Origin of the sequence: Agrobacterium sp. P15N1-A (assembly GCF_044626815.1) — a bacterium.
Taxonomy (GTDB): Bacteria; Pseudomonadota; Alphaproteobacteria; order Rhizobiales; family Rhizobiaceae; genus Agrobacterium; species Agrobacterium leguminum.
In genome coordinates, this window is sequence record NZ_JBIUPF010000006.1 from 191,360 (window position 1) to 204,696 (window position 13,337).

At 61.2% G+C, this 13,337-nt stretch carries 13 protein-coding genes and 1 tRNA gene; 7 read left to right on the top strand and 7 right to left on the bottom strand.

Translation table 11 applies throughout. The annotated features are described in order from the left end of the window. The first annotated feature begins 152 nt into the window (after positions 1 to 152). Both iolG and ACIK7D_RS20290 read left to right on the top strand, forming a co-directional pair. Positions 153 to 1,145, top strand: a complete 993-nt coding sequence (gene iolG / locus ACIK7D_RS20285) for an inositol 2-dehydrogenase (protein ID WP_400157210.1) — start codon at positions 153 to 155, stop codon at positions 1,143 to 1,145. Between the two features lie 504 nt (positions 1,146 to 1,649). After that, a complete protein-coding gene (locus ACIK7D_RS20290) occupies positions 1,650 to 2,534 on the top strand; it encodes a DMT family transporter (protein ID WP_400157211.1) in 885 nt (294 codons plus the stop codon). Positions 2,535 to 2,555: 21 nt separating this feature from the next. On the opposite strand, the gene ACIK7D_RS20295 is transcribed toward ACIK7D_RS20290, so the two are convergent. Together ACIK7D_RS20295 and rocF are read right to left on the bottom strand one after the other, a co-directional pair. After that, the gene (locus tag ACIK7D_RS20295; RefSeq protein ID WP_174022577.1) at positions 2,556 to 3,611 is read right to left on the bottom strand and encodes an ornithine cyclodeaminase; all 1,056 of its coding nucleotides are present in this window, start codon (positions 3,609 to 3,611) and stop codon (positions 2,556 to 2,558) included. 13 nt (positions 3,612 to 3,624) lie between these two features. Continuing rightward, a complete protein-coding gene (gene rocF / locus ACIK7D_RS20300; RefSeq protein WP_400157212.1) occupies positions 3,625 to 4,545 on the bottom strand; it encodes an arginase in 921 nt (306 codons plus the stop codon). A 129-nt stretch (positions 4,546 to 4,674) separates the two neighbouring features. Here rocF and ACIK7D_RS20305 point away from each other — a divergent pair, with 129 nt between their 5' ends. Continuing rightward, positions 4,675 to 5,112, top strand: coding sequence for an Lrp/AsnC family transcriptional regulator (locus ACIK7D_RS20305; protein WP_003508428.1), 438 nt, complete (start codon positions 4,675 to 4,677; stop codon positions 5,110 to 5,112). 123 nt (positions 5,113 to 5,235) lie between these two features. Next, positions 5,236 to 5,309: transfer RNA gene (locus ACIK7D_RS20310), tRNA-Gln, on the top strand. 75 nt (positions 5,310 to 5,384) lie between these two features. On the opposite strand, the gene ACIK7D_RS20315 is transcribed toward ACIK7D_RS20310, so the two are convergent. Genes ACIK7D_RS20315 through bioB form a run of 5 tightly spaced genes read right to left on the bottom strand, consistent with a single transcriptional unit; the run spans position 5,385 to position 10,531 of the window. Then, positions 5,385 to 6,371, bottom strand: coding sequence for a beta-ketoacyl-ACP synthase III (locus ACIK7D_RS20315; RefSeq protein ID WP_400157213.1), 987 nt, complete (start codon positions 6,369 to 6,371; stop codon positions 5,385 to 5,387). A gap of 56 nt (positions 6,372 to 6,427) precedes the next feature. Beyond that, on the bottom strand, positions 6,428 to 7,723 hold the full coding sequence (locus ACIK7D_RS20320; protein ID WP_400157214.1) for an adenosylmethionine--8-amino-7-oxononanoate transaminase: 1,296 nt from the start codon (positions 7,721 to 7,723) through the stop codon (positions 6,428 to 6,430). After that, positions 7,720 to 8,358 (bottom strand): dethiobiotin synthase, encoded by a 639-nt coding sequence (bioD, locus tag ACIK7D_RS20325; protein ID WP_400157215.1) that lies wholly within the window; start codon positions 8,356 to 8,358, stop codon positions 7,720 to 7,722. The genes ACIK7D_RS20320 and bioD overlap by 4 nt, the downstream gene beginning before the upstream one ends. After that, the gene (locus ACIK7D_RS20330; RefSeq protein WP_400157216.1) at positions 8,355 to 9,500 is read right to left on the bottom strand and encodes an 8-amino-7-oxononanoate synthase; all 1,146 of its coding nucleotides are present in this window, start codon (positions 9,498 to 9,500) and stop codon (positions 8,355 to 8,357) included. The genes bioD and ACIK7D_RS20330 overlap by 4 nt, the downstream gene beginning before the upstream one ends. Next, positions 9,497 to 10,531 (bottom strand): biotin synthase BioB, encoded by a 1,035-nt coding sequence (gene bioB / locus ACIK7D_RS20335; RefSeq protein ID WP_400157217.1) that lies wholly within the window; start codon positions 10,529 to 10,531, stop codon positions 9,497 to 9,499. Before bioB ends, ACIK7D_RS20330 begins: the two co-directional genes overlap by 4 nt. 234 nt (positions 10,532 to 10,765) lie before the next feature. Between bioB and ACIK7D_RS20340 the strand changes: the two genes are divergently transcribed. The 3 genes from ACIK7D_RS20340 (at position 10,766) to ACIK7D_RS20350 (ending at position 13,253) form a co-directional block, all read left to right on the top strand. Further along, complete coding sequence (locus ACIK7D_RS20340; RefSeq protein ID WP_400157218.1) at positions 10,766 to 11,212, top strand: acetyltransferase; 447 nt, start codon at positions 10,766 to 10,768, stop codon at positions 11,210 to 11,212. Positions 11,213 to 11,311: 99 nt separating this feature from the next. Then, positions 11,312 to 12,211 carry an AraC family transcriptional regulator gene (locus ACIK7D_RS20345; RefSeq protein WP_400157219.1) on the top strand — a complete coding sequence of 300 codons (900 nt, stop codon included), beginning with the start codon at positions 11,312 to 11,314 and terminating at the stop codon, positions 12,209 to 12,211. 85 nt (positions 12,212 to 12,296) lie between these two features. After that, a complete protein-coding gene (locus ACIK7D_RS20350) occupies positions 12,297 to 13,253 on the top strand; it encodes a hypothetical protein (RefSeq protein ID WP_400157220.1) in 957 nt (318 codons plus the stop codon). Positions 13,254 to 13,337 lie beyond the last annotated feature (84 nt).

Consider the following 13,337-nt stretch of genomic DNA (forward strand, 5'->3'; position numbering starts at 1 on the left):
GATTTCGGCCGTCTGGATCATCGTCAAAACGCTTGACACGTCTGCGATGTCGATCTAGCAAAATGGAACATATATTCCATATCGAAACATTGCTTGCATTCATATTCTGTCTTTCCGGGAGTGAGGGGCGGGTGTGAGAAACCGGAGGAAAGATGGTTACGAAATTGGCACTGCTCGGCGCTGGACGGATCGGCAAGGTCCACGCCAAGGCGATCACCACCGACAGCCGCGCGCAGCTGGTGGCCGTTGTGGACGCCATGGCCGGTGCTGCGGAAGCAATCGCCCGCGAGGCGCAGTGCAAGGTCAGCACGATCGATGAGGTTCTGGCCGACAAGACGATCGACGCCGTCATCATCTGCACCCCGACCAACACCCATGCCGACCTGATCGAGCGTTTCGCCCGCGCCGGCAAGGCGATCTTCTGCGAAAAGCCCGTCGATCTCGATGTCGCCCGCGCGGAAGCCTGCGCCAAGGTGGTCGAGGAAACCGGCGCGAAGGTGATGCTCGGTTTCAACCGCCGTTTCGACCCGCATTTTCAGGCCGTTCACAAGGCCATCGACGATGGCCGCATCGGCAAGGTGGAAATGGTGACCATCACCAGCCGCGACCCCGGCCCGCCGCCGGCCGAATATATCAAGGTCTCCGGCGGCATTTTCCGCGACATGACCATTCATGATTTCGATATGGCCCGTTTCCTGCTCGGCGAGGAAGTGGAAAGCGTGTTCGCAACCGGTTCCGTTCTTGTCAATCCGGAGATCGGCGCACTGGGTGATTTTGACAGCGCCAGCATCATCCTGACGACGAAAAGCGGCAGGCAGGCGATCATTTCAAATTCCCGCCGCGCGACCTATGGTTACGACCAGCGCATCGAAGTCCACGGTTCGCTCGGTTCGGCAGCGGCCGAAAACCAGCGCCCGGTTTCCATCGAAATCGCCAATGCGGATGGCTACACCCGCCCGCCGCTGCATGATTTCTTCATGACGCGGTACACGGCGGCCTATGCCGCGGAAATCACCGCCTTCATCGACAGCATCGAAAACAATGTCGCGCCGTCGCCCTCCATCAAGGACGGTCTGATCGCGCTGAAACTGGCCGACGCCGCGCTGAAATCCGCGACCTCGAAGGTGGCCGTGAAGATCGGCTAAGGGCCTTAAGCGCGACGCTAAGCGTCTTGCTGAACCTTCTGTCCGCCGCGCAATTGTTGACGGCGGACAGCCGTGCCTGTCCCAAAGCCCTCGGCAGCGGGCCAATATCATCAAGGCTTTACGTCGACTCGACGCGCGTCGCACCTTTCAGATTCCACAAGTCGCGCCTCTAAGATTCCATAAGTAGGTCGGCACACCCCACCGCCCTCATTCCTGTGCTTGTCACAGGAATCCAGCCGACGCGTGTCTACGCGGCGAGAAAAACTCCTTTCAGCCCAAGGACTTGGGCTGGCTGGATCCCTGTGACAGGCACAGGGATGAGGAGAGAATGCAGCAAAAGCAGGTTCCAACAATCGGCCCTTGAAAACCTAGCTTCCGCACTTGCATGGCAGCTATTCGGAAAATAAGGTTGTCTGACAAGGTACGGCCGTAACATATGGCTGCTACCCACCTCATTCACCCCGAATACTCTTTTGCCGGCGGCAGCCGGATAGCGGTTTTTTCATGCCATCACCCAGGACCGGCTTTCTTTATGCGCTTGTCGCTTTCACGATCTTTGCGGCGCAGGATGGCATATCGAAACATCTGGGCAGCGCCTATCCGCCGGTTTTCATCGCCATGCTGCGATACTGGGCCTTTGCCGTCTTCGTACTTTTGATGGCCGCAAGGTCGGCGGGCGGCATTCGGGGCGCCGTCATGGCCAACCGTCCCTGGCTGCAGATCGGCCGCGGCGTGCTTCTCGCGGTACAGATCGTCATTTCGATCTTCTCCTTCGCCGTCGTCGGGCTGGCGCACAGCCATTCCATCCTTGCCTCCGCACCGCTGATCGTTGCGGCGCTGTCCATGCCTTTGCTGGGAGAACATGTGGGCTGGCGGCGCTGGAGCGCCATTTTTGTCGGCTTCATCGGCGTTCTCGTCATCCTCAAGCCGGAGGGCGACGGTTTCGACAACCGGCTGATAATCACCTTCGTGGCCACCTTCATGCTGGCGCTCTACAGCGTCCTGACCCGCCTCGGCAGCAAAAGCGATTCGGCGATGACAAGCTTTTTCTACACCGGCGTGGCCGGTGCGGCGGCCCTGACGCTGGTCGGTCCATTTTATTGGGTCAGCATCGAGCCGCAGGATTTGGGCTGGATGCTGGCGCTGTGCATTACCGGCATGAGCGGCCATTATTGCCTGATAAAGGCGTTCGAACTGGCGGATGCAGCCTCCGTGCAGCCCTTTTCCTATTATCAGCTGGTGCTCGTCTCCATCATCGGCGTCACCATCTATGGCGAAGTGGTGACGTCCAACATGGTCATGGGTGCGGCGATCGTAATTGCCGCCGGCCTCTTCACCATCTGGCGGGAGCATGTGGTTGCCCGCAAGAACCGCCGGGAGACGAAATAGGCAGCCAGCGCTGGAAATGCCCTAGACGAGCGCCGCCTCACACCGCAGCAGCATCCCGAACAGATCACGCGGCTCATCCGGATCGGCCAGCAGATCGAGCTCGGTATAAAGCCCGGTGGATGGCAGTTTCGAGCGCACGTAACGCAGCGCCGAAAAATCTTCCGTCGCGAAACCGACGCTGTCGAACAGCGTGATCTGCCGGTCGCTTGCCCGCCCCTGCTTTTCACCGGTTATGACCTGCCAAAGCTCGTTGACGGGATAATCCGCCGGCAATTGCTGGATTTCGCCTTCAATGCGCGTCTGGGGCGGATATTCGACGAAAATATCGGATCGAAGCAGAATATCGCGGTGCAACTCCGTCTTGCCGGGGCAATCGCCGCCAACGGCATTGATGTGAATGCCAGGCCCAACCATGTTGTCGGTCAGGATCGTCGCATATTGCTTGTCGGCGGTGACGGTGGTGATGATATCCGCCCCTTCGACCGCTTCCTGTGCGCTCTCACAGATCTTGATGGCAAAACCCTGCCCGGCGAGATTGCGGGCGCATTTTTCGCTGGCGGACGGGTCGATATCGAATAGCCGCAGCGTGTCTATGCCAAGAATCGCCTTGAAGGCGCGCGCCTGGAATTCGCTCTGGGCGCCATTGCCGATGATGGCCATGGAGCGGGAATTCCTGCGGGCGAGATATTTTGCAGCGACGGCGGAGGTAGCGGCGGTGCGCAGCGCCGTCAGGATGGTCATCTCGGTCAGAAGCAGCGGATAACCGTTGCCGACATCGGAAAGCACACCGAAAGCCGTCACCGTCTGGCGGCCTTCCTTCATGTTCTTCGGATGGCCGTTGACATATTTGAAGCCGTAAAGCGTGCCATCGCTGGTGGGCATCAGTTCAATGACGCCTTCCTTCGAATGCGAGGCGATGCGCGGCGTCTTGTCGAAGCTTTCCCAGCGGCGAAAATCCTCTTCCACCGCATCGGCAAGCTCACGCAGGAACGTGTCGATGCCCACGCGCAGCACAAGTTTCATCATGTGATCGACGCTGACGAAGGGCACGATATTGAGGTTCGGTATCACGGTCATCGCATCACCCCTTTCAGCCGGCCCGTGTCGGGCGGTCCATGACCCGCTTGCCCATCAGGCTGGCGGCGAGATCCACCATCAGCGTCGCGGTTCTGCCGCGCTCGTCGAGAAACGGGTTGAGCTCCACCAGATCGAGACTGCAGACCAGCCCGCTATCATGCAGCATTTCCATGACCAGATGCGCCTCGCGGAACGTAGCACCTCCCGGAACCGTGGTGCCGACGGCCGGCGCGATGGACGGCTCGAGAAAATCGACATCGAGGCTGACGTGCAAAAGCCCGTTTGCCGCCTGAACCCGCGCCAGAAACGCCCGCAGCAGAACGGCGACGCCATGCTCGTCTATCGAGCGCATGTCGTGCACGGTGATGCCGCTCTTTTCCAGTGCGGCCCTCTCGGCCGGATCCACGCTGCGGATGCCGATCATGCCGATATTGTCTTCCGGAACCGCATGGGAAAGCGGCGGGAAATAACCGGCAAATCCCTCTCGCCCACTGAAATAGGCGACCGGCGTGCCGTGCAGATTGCCGCTGCGCGTCGTCTCAAGCGTATGGTAATCGGTATGGGCATCGAGCCAGAGCACGAAAAACGGCCGGCCGTTCTCGGCCACCCGGCGCGCCATGCCGGCGACCGTCCCCGCGGAAATCGCATGGTCGCCGCCGAGAAAGATCGGCACGGCATCCGCGCTTTCACGATAGGCAGCCTCCGTCAGCGCCTCGGTCCAGGCCACGGTTTCAGACAGATGATGCACGGCGGGATTGGGATGGTTAAATTCGCGGAAGGTCGCCGGCGTCACATTGCCGGTATCGACAACGCGATGCCCCAGCTCTTCGAGGGCATGCGCAAGCCCCGCGACGCGATAGGCGCTCGGGCCCATTTCGCATCCCAATTGCCCGGCCCCGATCTGCAGCGGCGCACCGATCAACCTGATTTCCATTCCCGTCCTCGCTTTCCTGCCAACAAGCCCAGTTCAACACAGTGATCTGGCGAAATGAACATCAAATATTGGCAATATTATTGAAATAAGCTATCGATCTGGTAAAATTGATTTATCGAATTGGTCATCATGGATAATCTCGACGAACGGCTCATCACCCTTTTGCGACACAATGGCAGGCGCAGCATTTCCGATCTCGCAATCGAGACGGAAACCTCGCGCGCCACGGTGCGCTCACGCATCGAAAGAATGGAAAATGATGGCACGATCATCGGTTACACCGTCATCCTGCGCGCCGATGCGGTTGAGGCGGCGATCCGCGGCATCATGATGATCGAGATCGAAGGCCATGTGACGGACCGCGTCATCCGCACCCTTGGCGGCTTTCCGGAAATATCGGAAATCCACAGCACCAACGGCCGCTGGGATCTTATCGTGGAACTCAACGCCGCCACGCTCAGCGATTTCGACGCGGTACTCCGCCGCATCCGCCTGGTGCCTGGCATCACCGGCAGCGAGACCAGCCTTTTGCTCTCCACCCCACGCTCCACCCGGGCACGGCTCTGAACCGGGGAGCAAAACGCAAAACAGGGATAAAACGCATTTTTCGATTTTTTCGACTTGCGCCCCGGAATAAATCATCTATATGACGACCCACCAAAGCGAACGCGCCACGCGCTTTCAAGCTTTTGGGGAATAGTTCAATGGTAGAACAGCGGACTCTGACTCCGTCGATCTTGGTTCGAATCCAGGTTCCCCAGCCAAATTTCTCCAAATGAAATCAGCTTCTTGAGTTTTGAATATTGCACGGCGTCGCGACGTTCCGTGCCTGGCATCGTTCACCCGCGATAAACCACCGCTCCACCCGTCATGCCCGCGCCAGCCGCTGTCAAAAGCAGGGTTTCGCCTTCCGCGAGAGGCCTTTCGGCATTGGTGACGGAGAGCGAAAGCGGAATGGTGGCGGCGGAGGAATTGCCGAAGCTTTCTATGGTGCGCACCGTCTTTTGCCTGTCAATGCCGAGATTGCCGCAGACGGCGTCGAACATGCGGGCATTGGCCTGGTGGGGCACGAAACGGTCGATATCGGCTGCCGTCGTTCCGGCTTCAGGCAGCACCCTTTGCGAGGTCTCGGTCATCAGCGTCACGGCACGGGAGAAGACTTCGCGACCGTCACGCATCGTCATCAGCGCCTCCTCAGTGGATGTATCGGCAGAGAAGGGCTGGCTGCTGCCTCCCGCCGCTATCTGGATCAGATCGTAACCGCCGCCATCCGCAACGAGATCGGCCGACAAAAGCCCGCGTTGCGCCTCGCGGCAAGGCTTGAGTACGACGGCGCCGGCGGCATCGGCGAACAGGACCGCGCTTGCCCTTTCCGCCGGATTGATACGACGGCTCAATATATTGGCAGCAACGATGAGGACAGAGCGGCCGTGGGTGCGGACAAAGCCATCCGCAAGGGTGAGCGCATAAAGAAAGCCGGAACAGGCCCCGGCGAGATCGATCGCGCCGGATCGGGCAAGGCCCAGCCTGTGGGCGAGCAGCGGCGCCGAGGGTGGCAGAAGATGATCCGGCGTGGAAGTCGCAAGCAGCGTCAATGCGATGTCGTCGGAGGCGATTTCCGCATCTTCCAGCGCCATGTGGCCGGCTCTCGCCGCAAGGCCGCTCAGAGTGTCGCCCTCTTGCGCCCAATAACGCGTGCGGATGCCGGTGCGCCGCTCGATCCAGCCGGCTTCCAGCCCGAGGCTGGCCTCTATCTCGGCATTGTCGACACATCGTGACGGAACGGCATGACCAAAACCGGCCATGCGGGAAGAGCGGGTCTGCATTGTCAGGACTTTCGGAGATGGTTCTGGAACAGGCTGAGCATGGCCGCACCCCGTTTTCACGCGATGCCGAGCGCGCGCGATTTTAGCGAAGCGGTTTCAGTGACGATCCCGGCCACTTCATCGATGGCGTCAAAGGCGCTGGCCAGATCTTCCGCCGTCGAACAATAGGGCGGCATCAGGTAAAGCACATTGCCGAGCGGGCGGATGACGAACCCGCGCTCGCGGAACAATTGCCGCATGCGCGGCCCCGCCTCGGCGAGATACCCGCCGGCGGGCACCACGAGATCGAGGGCCGCGATGGTCCCCATTTGCCGGATGCCGCTGAAACGCCGGTCATCGGCAAATCGCCGGAGATTGTCGCTCAGCACCTGTTGCAATTGCCTGATGCGTTGAAGTACGGGTTCATCCCGCCAGACCTGAAGATTGGCTACGGCCGCAGCACAGGCAATCGGATTGGCCGTATAGGAACTGGAATGGAAAAAGGTCTTGCGGCGATCCGTTGAAAAATGCGCGTCGAAAATCTCCGCGCTGCACAGCGTTGCCGCCAGCGGCAGGGAGCCGCCGGTCAGGCCCTTGGAGGTGCAGAGAATATCCGGCGAAATGCCGGCCTGTTCGCAGGCGAACATGGTTCCGGTTCTGCCCCAGCCCGTCATCACCTCGTCTGCAATGACGAGGCAGCCATGGCGTTCGGCGATCTGTTTCATCCCGGCCAGAACATCCGCGCCGTAAGTTCTCATGCCGCCGGCCCCAAGCACCAGCGGCTCAACCAGCAGGGCGGCAATACGGCCTGAACGGCAGAAGCACTCGAACATGTCCAGCGTGTGCTGTTCGCTGCCCGCTTCTGGAAAAGCCAGCCGGTCGACGCCGAAGAGCAGCGGTTCGTAAGCGGCATTGAAGACACCGCGCTCACCGGTCGACATGGTGCCGATGGTGTCGCCGTGATAGCCGTGCTCCATCACCACGATACGGTCGCGCTTTTCTCCGCGATTGTGGAAATATCCCAGCGCCATTTTCAGCGCCACCTCAACCGCCGTCGAGCCGCTATCGGAATAAAACACGTGGCTTAGCCCGGCGGGCGCAAGCTCGATCAGCCCGCGCGCCAGCGTTTCGGCGGGTTCATGGGAGAACTCGGCGAAAATGACCTGGTCGAAGGCCTCTGTCGCGGCGCGGATGGCCGCCATGATCGCGGGATGCCGGTGTCCGTGGGTGATGACCCACCAGGAGGAAATAGCGTCGAACAGGCGATTGCCGTCCTCATCGACGAGAAATGCGCCTTCCGCTGACACGACGCGTTTCATCCGCGGTTCCAGCCCATGCTGGGTGAAGGGATGCCAGACAGGGGAACGGCTCATGCCGGCGCCTCCAGAAAATCAGCAAGATTGAAGTGTCGGGCAAACGCCCGATGCAGCGCCTCCGATGTCATCTCCGGCAGGCGCGGCAGACGGCCGAGCGGGCGAACGGCGCCGAGATTGGCAATGACGCGCTCATTTTCCCGGTTCTCGTCGCCGATGAAGACCACGCCCTGCACGGGAATGGCGCGGTGCCGCAACGCCTCGAGCGAGAGCAGCGTGTGGTTGATGGTGCCGAGAGACGTTCTTGCGCACAGCACAAGCGGAATTTGCCAGCGGGCGAAGATATCGGCGAAGAGCACCGTATCCGTCAGCGGCACCAGAAGCCCGCCCGCCCCCTCGATCACCAGCGGTCCATCCGTTTGCGGCGGCAGCAGCGGCGTGGGGTCGATCGTTACATTCTCGAGGCGGGCCGACAGATGCGGCGAAGCCGGCATTTTCAGGCGATAGGCCTCCGGCAGAATGCGCCCGCGCGGCACGCCACCCAGCCGTTCCACCGTCTCGCTGTCCGTTTCTTCCTCCAGCCCGGATTGCACGGGTTTCCAGTAACACGCCTGCAGGGCGTGGGTCAGCGCTGCGGAAATAACCGTCTTGCCAATGCCCGTATCGGTGCCGGAGATGACAAAACGAGGGCTCATCTCCGCTCCTGCGCCAAGGAAAGGGCAAGCAGCCCGATCATATCGGCGATCTGGCTCTCATCCACATTGAGCGTGATGGCGATGCGCAGGCGCGCCGTGCCCTCCGGCACCGTTGGCGGGCGGATCGCGCGTACATCGAAACCGCCCTCCCGCAGATGCGCGGCGATACGAAGCGAACGGGCATTGTCGCCGATCATCACCGGTAATATCTGCGAGCCGCTGGGCTCAACGCCGAGCCGGGAGCGAAGCTCCTCGCCGGCAAAGTTTACCAGCTCCGCCAACCGCAGGCGTCGCCACGGCTCATCGGCAACGATGCGCAGGGCTTCCCGCACCGCCGCCGCCATCAGCGGCGAAGGCGCGGTCGAATAGATGAAACCGCGGGCGCGGTTGACGAGGTAATCGGCAAGCACCGCCGGCAGGCTCAAAAGCGCGCCTGAAAGACCGAGCGCCTTGCCGCAGGTGTGCAACGCCACCACATTGCCCCGGCCTTCCAGCTCCGCGGCAAGGCCACGCCCGCCGGGCCCGAACACGCCGGTGGCATGGGCCTCATCGACGACAATGAAGCCTCCGTGTTTCCCGGCAAGATCAGCCAGGGCCGAAAGGGGCGCACGGTCGCCATCCATGGAATAAAGGCTTTCGACGGCGATCCACGGTCGGCCCCGGCCACCCTCCTGCCGCCAGCGGATTATTTCCCGTTCGAATGCCTCGACCTGATTATGCGGCACGGCGATCGCCTTCGCCTTGCCGGCCGCGATCCCGTCATGGACGCTGGCATGGATCAGGGCGTCGTGAAGAACGAGGTCTTCGCGCAGCGGCAATGTGGAGAAAAGCGCGACATTGGCGGCAAAACCGCTGCCGAAATAGATCGCTTTTTCCGCACTGAAAAGCGCCGCCGCTTCCGCTTCCAGCGCCTCATGTTCGCGGTGGTTGCCGCGCAGCAGCCGCGAGCCGCCGGCCCCTGCCGGCACGCCCTTCCCGATGGCGTCGGCAAATGCCGCCTTCAGCCGGGCTGAATCGGCAAGGCCGAGATAGTCATTGGAGGTGAAATCGATCCCCTGTTGAGGAGCGAGCGCGCGCAGCCGCGATTTGCGCTCCAGGCCGGCAAGCTTCGCCTCATAGGGGGAGAACGCCGCGAGGTTCACCGGCACCCTCCCGGCTCCCCAGACTGCAACTCAGTTGGCTGCAGTTCCATCGGCTTCAGCCCCAGACGGCGGAAAAGCGCCGTATCGTGGTCCTCACCCGGATTATCCGCCGTCAGCAGCGTCTCGCCGATGAAGATGGAATTGGCGCCGGCCAGGAAACAGAGCGCCTGCGTCTCATCGCTCATCTCCGTGCGCCCGGCCGAAAGCCTTACATGCGAACGCGGCATGAGGATGCGCGCCAGCGCGATGGTGCGGATGAAATCGATCGGATCGACGGGATCGGCCTTGGCAAGCTTCGAGCCGGGGATCGGGATCAGCATGTTGATCGGCACGCTTTCCGGCGGCACCGGCAGGTTGGCGAGCGTCACCAGCATCGAGATCCGGTCTTCCACCGTTTCCCCCATGCCGAGAATGCCGCCGGCGCAGACCTTGATGCCGGCATCGCGGACATTGGCGAGCGTTTCCAGCCGGTCCTCGAAGGTGCGGGTGGTGATGATCTGCGAATAGAACCGCTCGGAAGTGTCGACGTTGTGGTTGTAGTAGTCAAGACCGGCATCGGCCAGCCGTTCGGATTGCTCCGGCGTCAACATGCCGAGCGTCATGCAGGTTTCCATGCCGAGCGCCTTCACGCCCTCGACCATGGCCACCACGGCCTCCATGTCGCGCTCCTTGGGATTGCGCCAGGCAGCACCCATGCAATAACGCGTCGCGCCGCCTTCCTTCGCCTTGCGCGCTTCAGTCAGCACCCGCTCCACTTCCATGAGCTTGGAGGCCTTGAGGCCGGTGGGGTTGCGGGCGGACTGGCTGCAATAACCGCAATCCTCCGGGCAGCCGCCGGTCTTGATGGATAAAAGCCGGCTCATCTGGATGGCATTGGGATCGAAATGACAGCGATGCACCTGCTGGGCGCGGAACAGAAGATCGTTAAAAGGTGAATTATAGATAATTTTGGCTTCTTCGAGTGACAAGCCGTCGCCGAAACCCGTAATCGGCGCTGGATTTCTGTCGATTTGCGTGACGATCTGGTCCATCTGTCGATCTTTCCCTCAAAATAAATAGATAGAAGTTCTTTTTATCTATTTTTTTCGAACCGCTTTTTGCAAGCATTTTTTTCGAGAAAATTTTGTCGGCAGGAGAGATGGCGGCATATGCGGGGATCGGAATCGCCAGCTTTCGATGCTGAAATTCATTGAATACGCACGTGCTCATGGAAAAGATCGGGCCGGCCCATGGCGTGAAAAGTCCGCACTTGCTAAGGGTGAGGCATGATCACACTTCGTCCCTCCGAGAGCCGCGACGCTTCCCGCATCCTCGACATATGGAGCAAAGCAGTCGACGCCACCCACGGGTTCCTTCTGCCGGCGGATCGCGTCGCAATCGGGCAGGAAGTCGAAGCTTTTCTGCCGCAGGCGCCGCTCACGCTGGCGGTCGATATTGCTGACCGCCCCCTCGGTTTCATGTTTCTGTATGAGGGGCATATGGAGGCGCTTTTCATCGATCCTGACCATCATGGCCAGGGAATCGGCAAGGTTCTGGTTCAGCGGGCGCTTGCGCTCCACCCCGCCTTGACCACGGACGTCAACGAACAGAATGCCGGGGCCATGGGTTTTTATCGCCGGCTGGGATTCGAACCGACCGGACGCTCCGCCCTCGACGGACAGGGTCGACCCTATCCGCTCGTTCATCTTCGATTTCGCGCAACGGAAAAATAGGCCGCCGGGATCGTCGGGGAGGATCAAGCCACGAACACCATAGTCCGCTTCGCAACCGACGATTTTCTGCCCGAACACCGCTTCGATCAATGGCGCGAAGTGCGTGGCAAAAGCCTGTTTGGCGTGACGATCGAGCTTGCGCGGGACCTTCGCCACAGCTTCCGGGGTTCGTTTCAGGCGCGCGCCGTCGCCGGCGCCGTGGTGACCGAGATGCGCGCCTCCTCTTACCGGGTGAACCGCACCGAAGCCGATATTGCCCGCATTGCCGGCGACAGCCTCTGCATCGGCCTGCAGGTCAGGGGCTCCGGCTTTCTGCATGCCGGCAAAAATCAGGTTCACGCGGTTGGCGGCGGCGATATCACCATCAACTATTCCGACTTGCCCTATGACGCGATACCGGGAAACGAGGCGGATTTTCACTACAGGATGCTGAAGATCCCCGTGGATTACGAGGTCATGCTCGGTCAGGCCACCGATGACCTGTTTGCGACGCGTTATGCGGAAAACAACAGTTTCTCCCTGCCCTTCCGGGCCCTTTTCAACGCGCTGAACGCCGACCCCGGCAGGCTCATCGACCCCGCCCGTGATGTCACGCATATCGCCCGGCTCGCCATGACGGCGCGCGGGCGGCTTTCGTCCGCCATGCCGGAGGTGCGCGCCGCGCTCAGGACCGGGCTCTGTTATGCGGCACAGGACATCATGATACGGAAAAAATCCCGGCAGAACCTCACCCCTGCCGCCGTAGCAAGGGAACTGGGCATTTCGCTTCGGCAATTGCATGTGGTTTTCGAGGGTGCCGAACTGTCGTTTTCCCGCACGCTCTCCTCCATGCGGATCGAGGAGGCGAGGCGGCGGCTGCTGGCATTCCCTGCCTTGCCGGTCACGCAGATCGCCTATGGCTGCGGCTTCGACAGCCTCGCTACTTTCTACAGGATATTTGCCGGCACCTACGGCATGACGCCCGGCGACGCCCGCGCGGCAGATATGCCGCCGGCTTAAAATTTCACCTCTGCGCGCAATGAGAAGACGCGCAATTTCAGCTCCTGTAAGGCCGATTGGATCATCCCATCCCGGAGCGCGGCCCATGACCAATTTTTTCGACTTTGCGATCTCCCGGCTGCCAGCCGCGACAGGCGATTGCCGCAGGCCAGCGCCCGGCGAAATAGAGGCGATGCTGCAAAAAGAGTCCTACCCGGCGGCGCTGCGTCTGCTGGCGGGAAGCTTCATCGCCCTTTACGAAGGCTCGCCCGAGATGACCGCACTTTTTGCGACACGCCAGAGCCGGCTTCTGTGTCACGCGCTTCTGGCGCTCTATTTTCAGAAATGCGGCGCCTGTGAAACAGGAGAGGGAGAAGCCGTGCTGACGCGGGAAGATTTCGGCCATCTGGCGCTCCGGCATGGGCTCGCCAGCCATAGTGTCGCTTATGCCTTCTTCAAGGAGGCGCTGAAACGCGGAATGACACGCCCGGCAGACCGGTCCAGCGACGGGCCGGACAATGGGCCCGGCAATGGGCTCGGCAAAGGGATCGTGCCTTCAGCCCCGGCGCTGGCGATGCTTGCGCAATGGTACGACGTGCATTTTCAGGCGCTGGATCTGCTCGACGAGGGCTTCAGGGCATCGCGTTTCATCAAGCGGTCGGAGGCCATGCTTCCCCATATCCACCCCCGCGTATCGCAGGCGTTTCTGTCCCATCCGGAGGTGCGCTGCCCCGGCCCGCTTTCCATCATCTTCAACTGGTTCGATGCGGGCGGACTGCTGATGGACCGCCTTATTGCCGGCATCGACTGGGAAAGGCCGACCGAACAGGGCAGGCGCCTGACCGATGTGGAAACCGTGACGCAACTGGCGACATCCCTCTCCCTGTCCCGTATCCACATCGGCCGCAAGCTTGCGGCGGCCGAACTGATCGGCGGCATCGGCTGGAGCGGACGACGCGGCCGTTCCGCGCTCTGGATCTCGCAGGGTTTTTACGAGGAATATGCCCGCATGCAGGCCCGCAAGCTCCTTATTCTCGATGAAGCCTTCATCGACTTCGTGTGAGGTGCGGGCAGGCTGCAGGCCCCTGCCATTCCGCTTGCCGGCCCTGCTCCGCGTGAATGCGACATAACGGCTTTCGTCGATGGT

Excerpts from the sequence above, each read along its gene's own strand:
- ACIK7D_RS20340 (WP_400157218.1), top strand. The coding sequence starts at position 10,766 with ATGATCACACTTCGTCCCTCCGAGAGCCGCGACGCTTCCCGCATCCTC.
- bioD (WP_400157215.1), bottom strand. The coding sequence starts at position 8,358 with ATGAGCCCTCGTTTTGTCATCTCCGGCACCGATACGGGCATTGGCAAG.
- rocF (WP_400157212.1), bottom strand. The coding sequence starts at position 4,545 with ATGGAAATCAGGTTGATCGGTGCGCCGCTGCAGATCGGGGCCGGGCAA.
- ACIK7D_RS20295 (WP_174022577.1), bottom strand. The coding sequence starts at position 3,611 with ATGACCGTGATACCGAACCTCAATATCGTGCCCTTCGTCAGCGTCGAT.
- ACIK7D_RS20320 (WP_400157214.1), bottom strand. The coding sequence starts at position 7,723 with ATGAGCCGTTCCCCTGTCTGGCATCCCTTCACCCAGCATGGGCTGGAA.
- bioB (WP_400157217.1), bottom strand. The coding sequence starts at position 10,531 with ATGGACCAGATCGTCACGCAAATCGACAGAAATCCAGCGCCGATTACG.
- ACIK7D_RS20350 (WP_400157220.1), top strand. The coding sequence starts at position 12,297 with ATGACCAATTTTTTCGACTTTGCGATCTCCCGGCTGCCAGCCGCGACA.
- ACIK7D_RS20305 (WP_003508428.1), top strand. The coding sequence starts at position 4,675 with ATGGATAATCTCGACGAACGGCTCATCACCCTTTTGCGACACAATGGC.
- ACIK7D_RS20290 (WP_400157211.1), top strand. The coding sequence starts at position 1,650 with ATGCCATCACCCAGGACCGGCTTTCTTTATGCGCTTGTCGCTTTCACG.
- iolG (WP_400157210.1), top strand. The coding sequence starts at position 153 with ATGGTTACGAAATTGGCACTGCTCGGCGCTGGACGGATCGGCAAGGTC.
- ACIK7D_RS20315 (WP_400157213.1), bottom strand. The coding sequence starts at position 6,371 with ATGCAGACCCGCTCTTCCCGCATGGCCGGTTTTGGTCATGCCGTTCCG.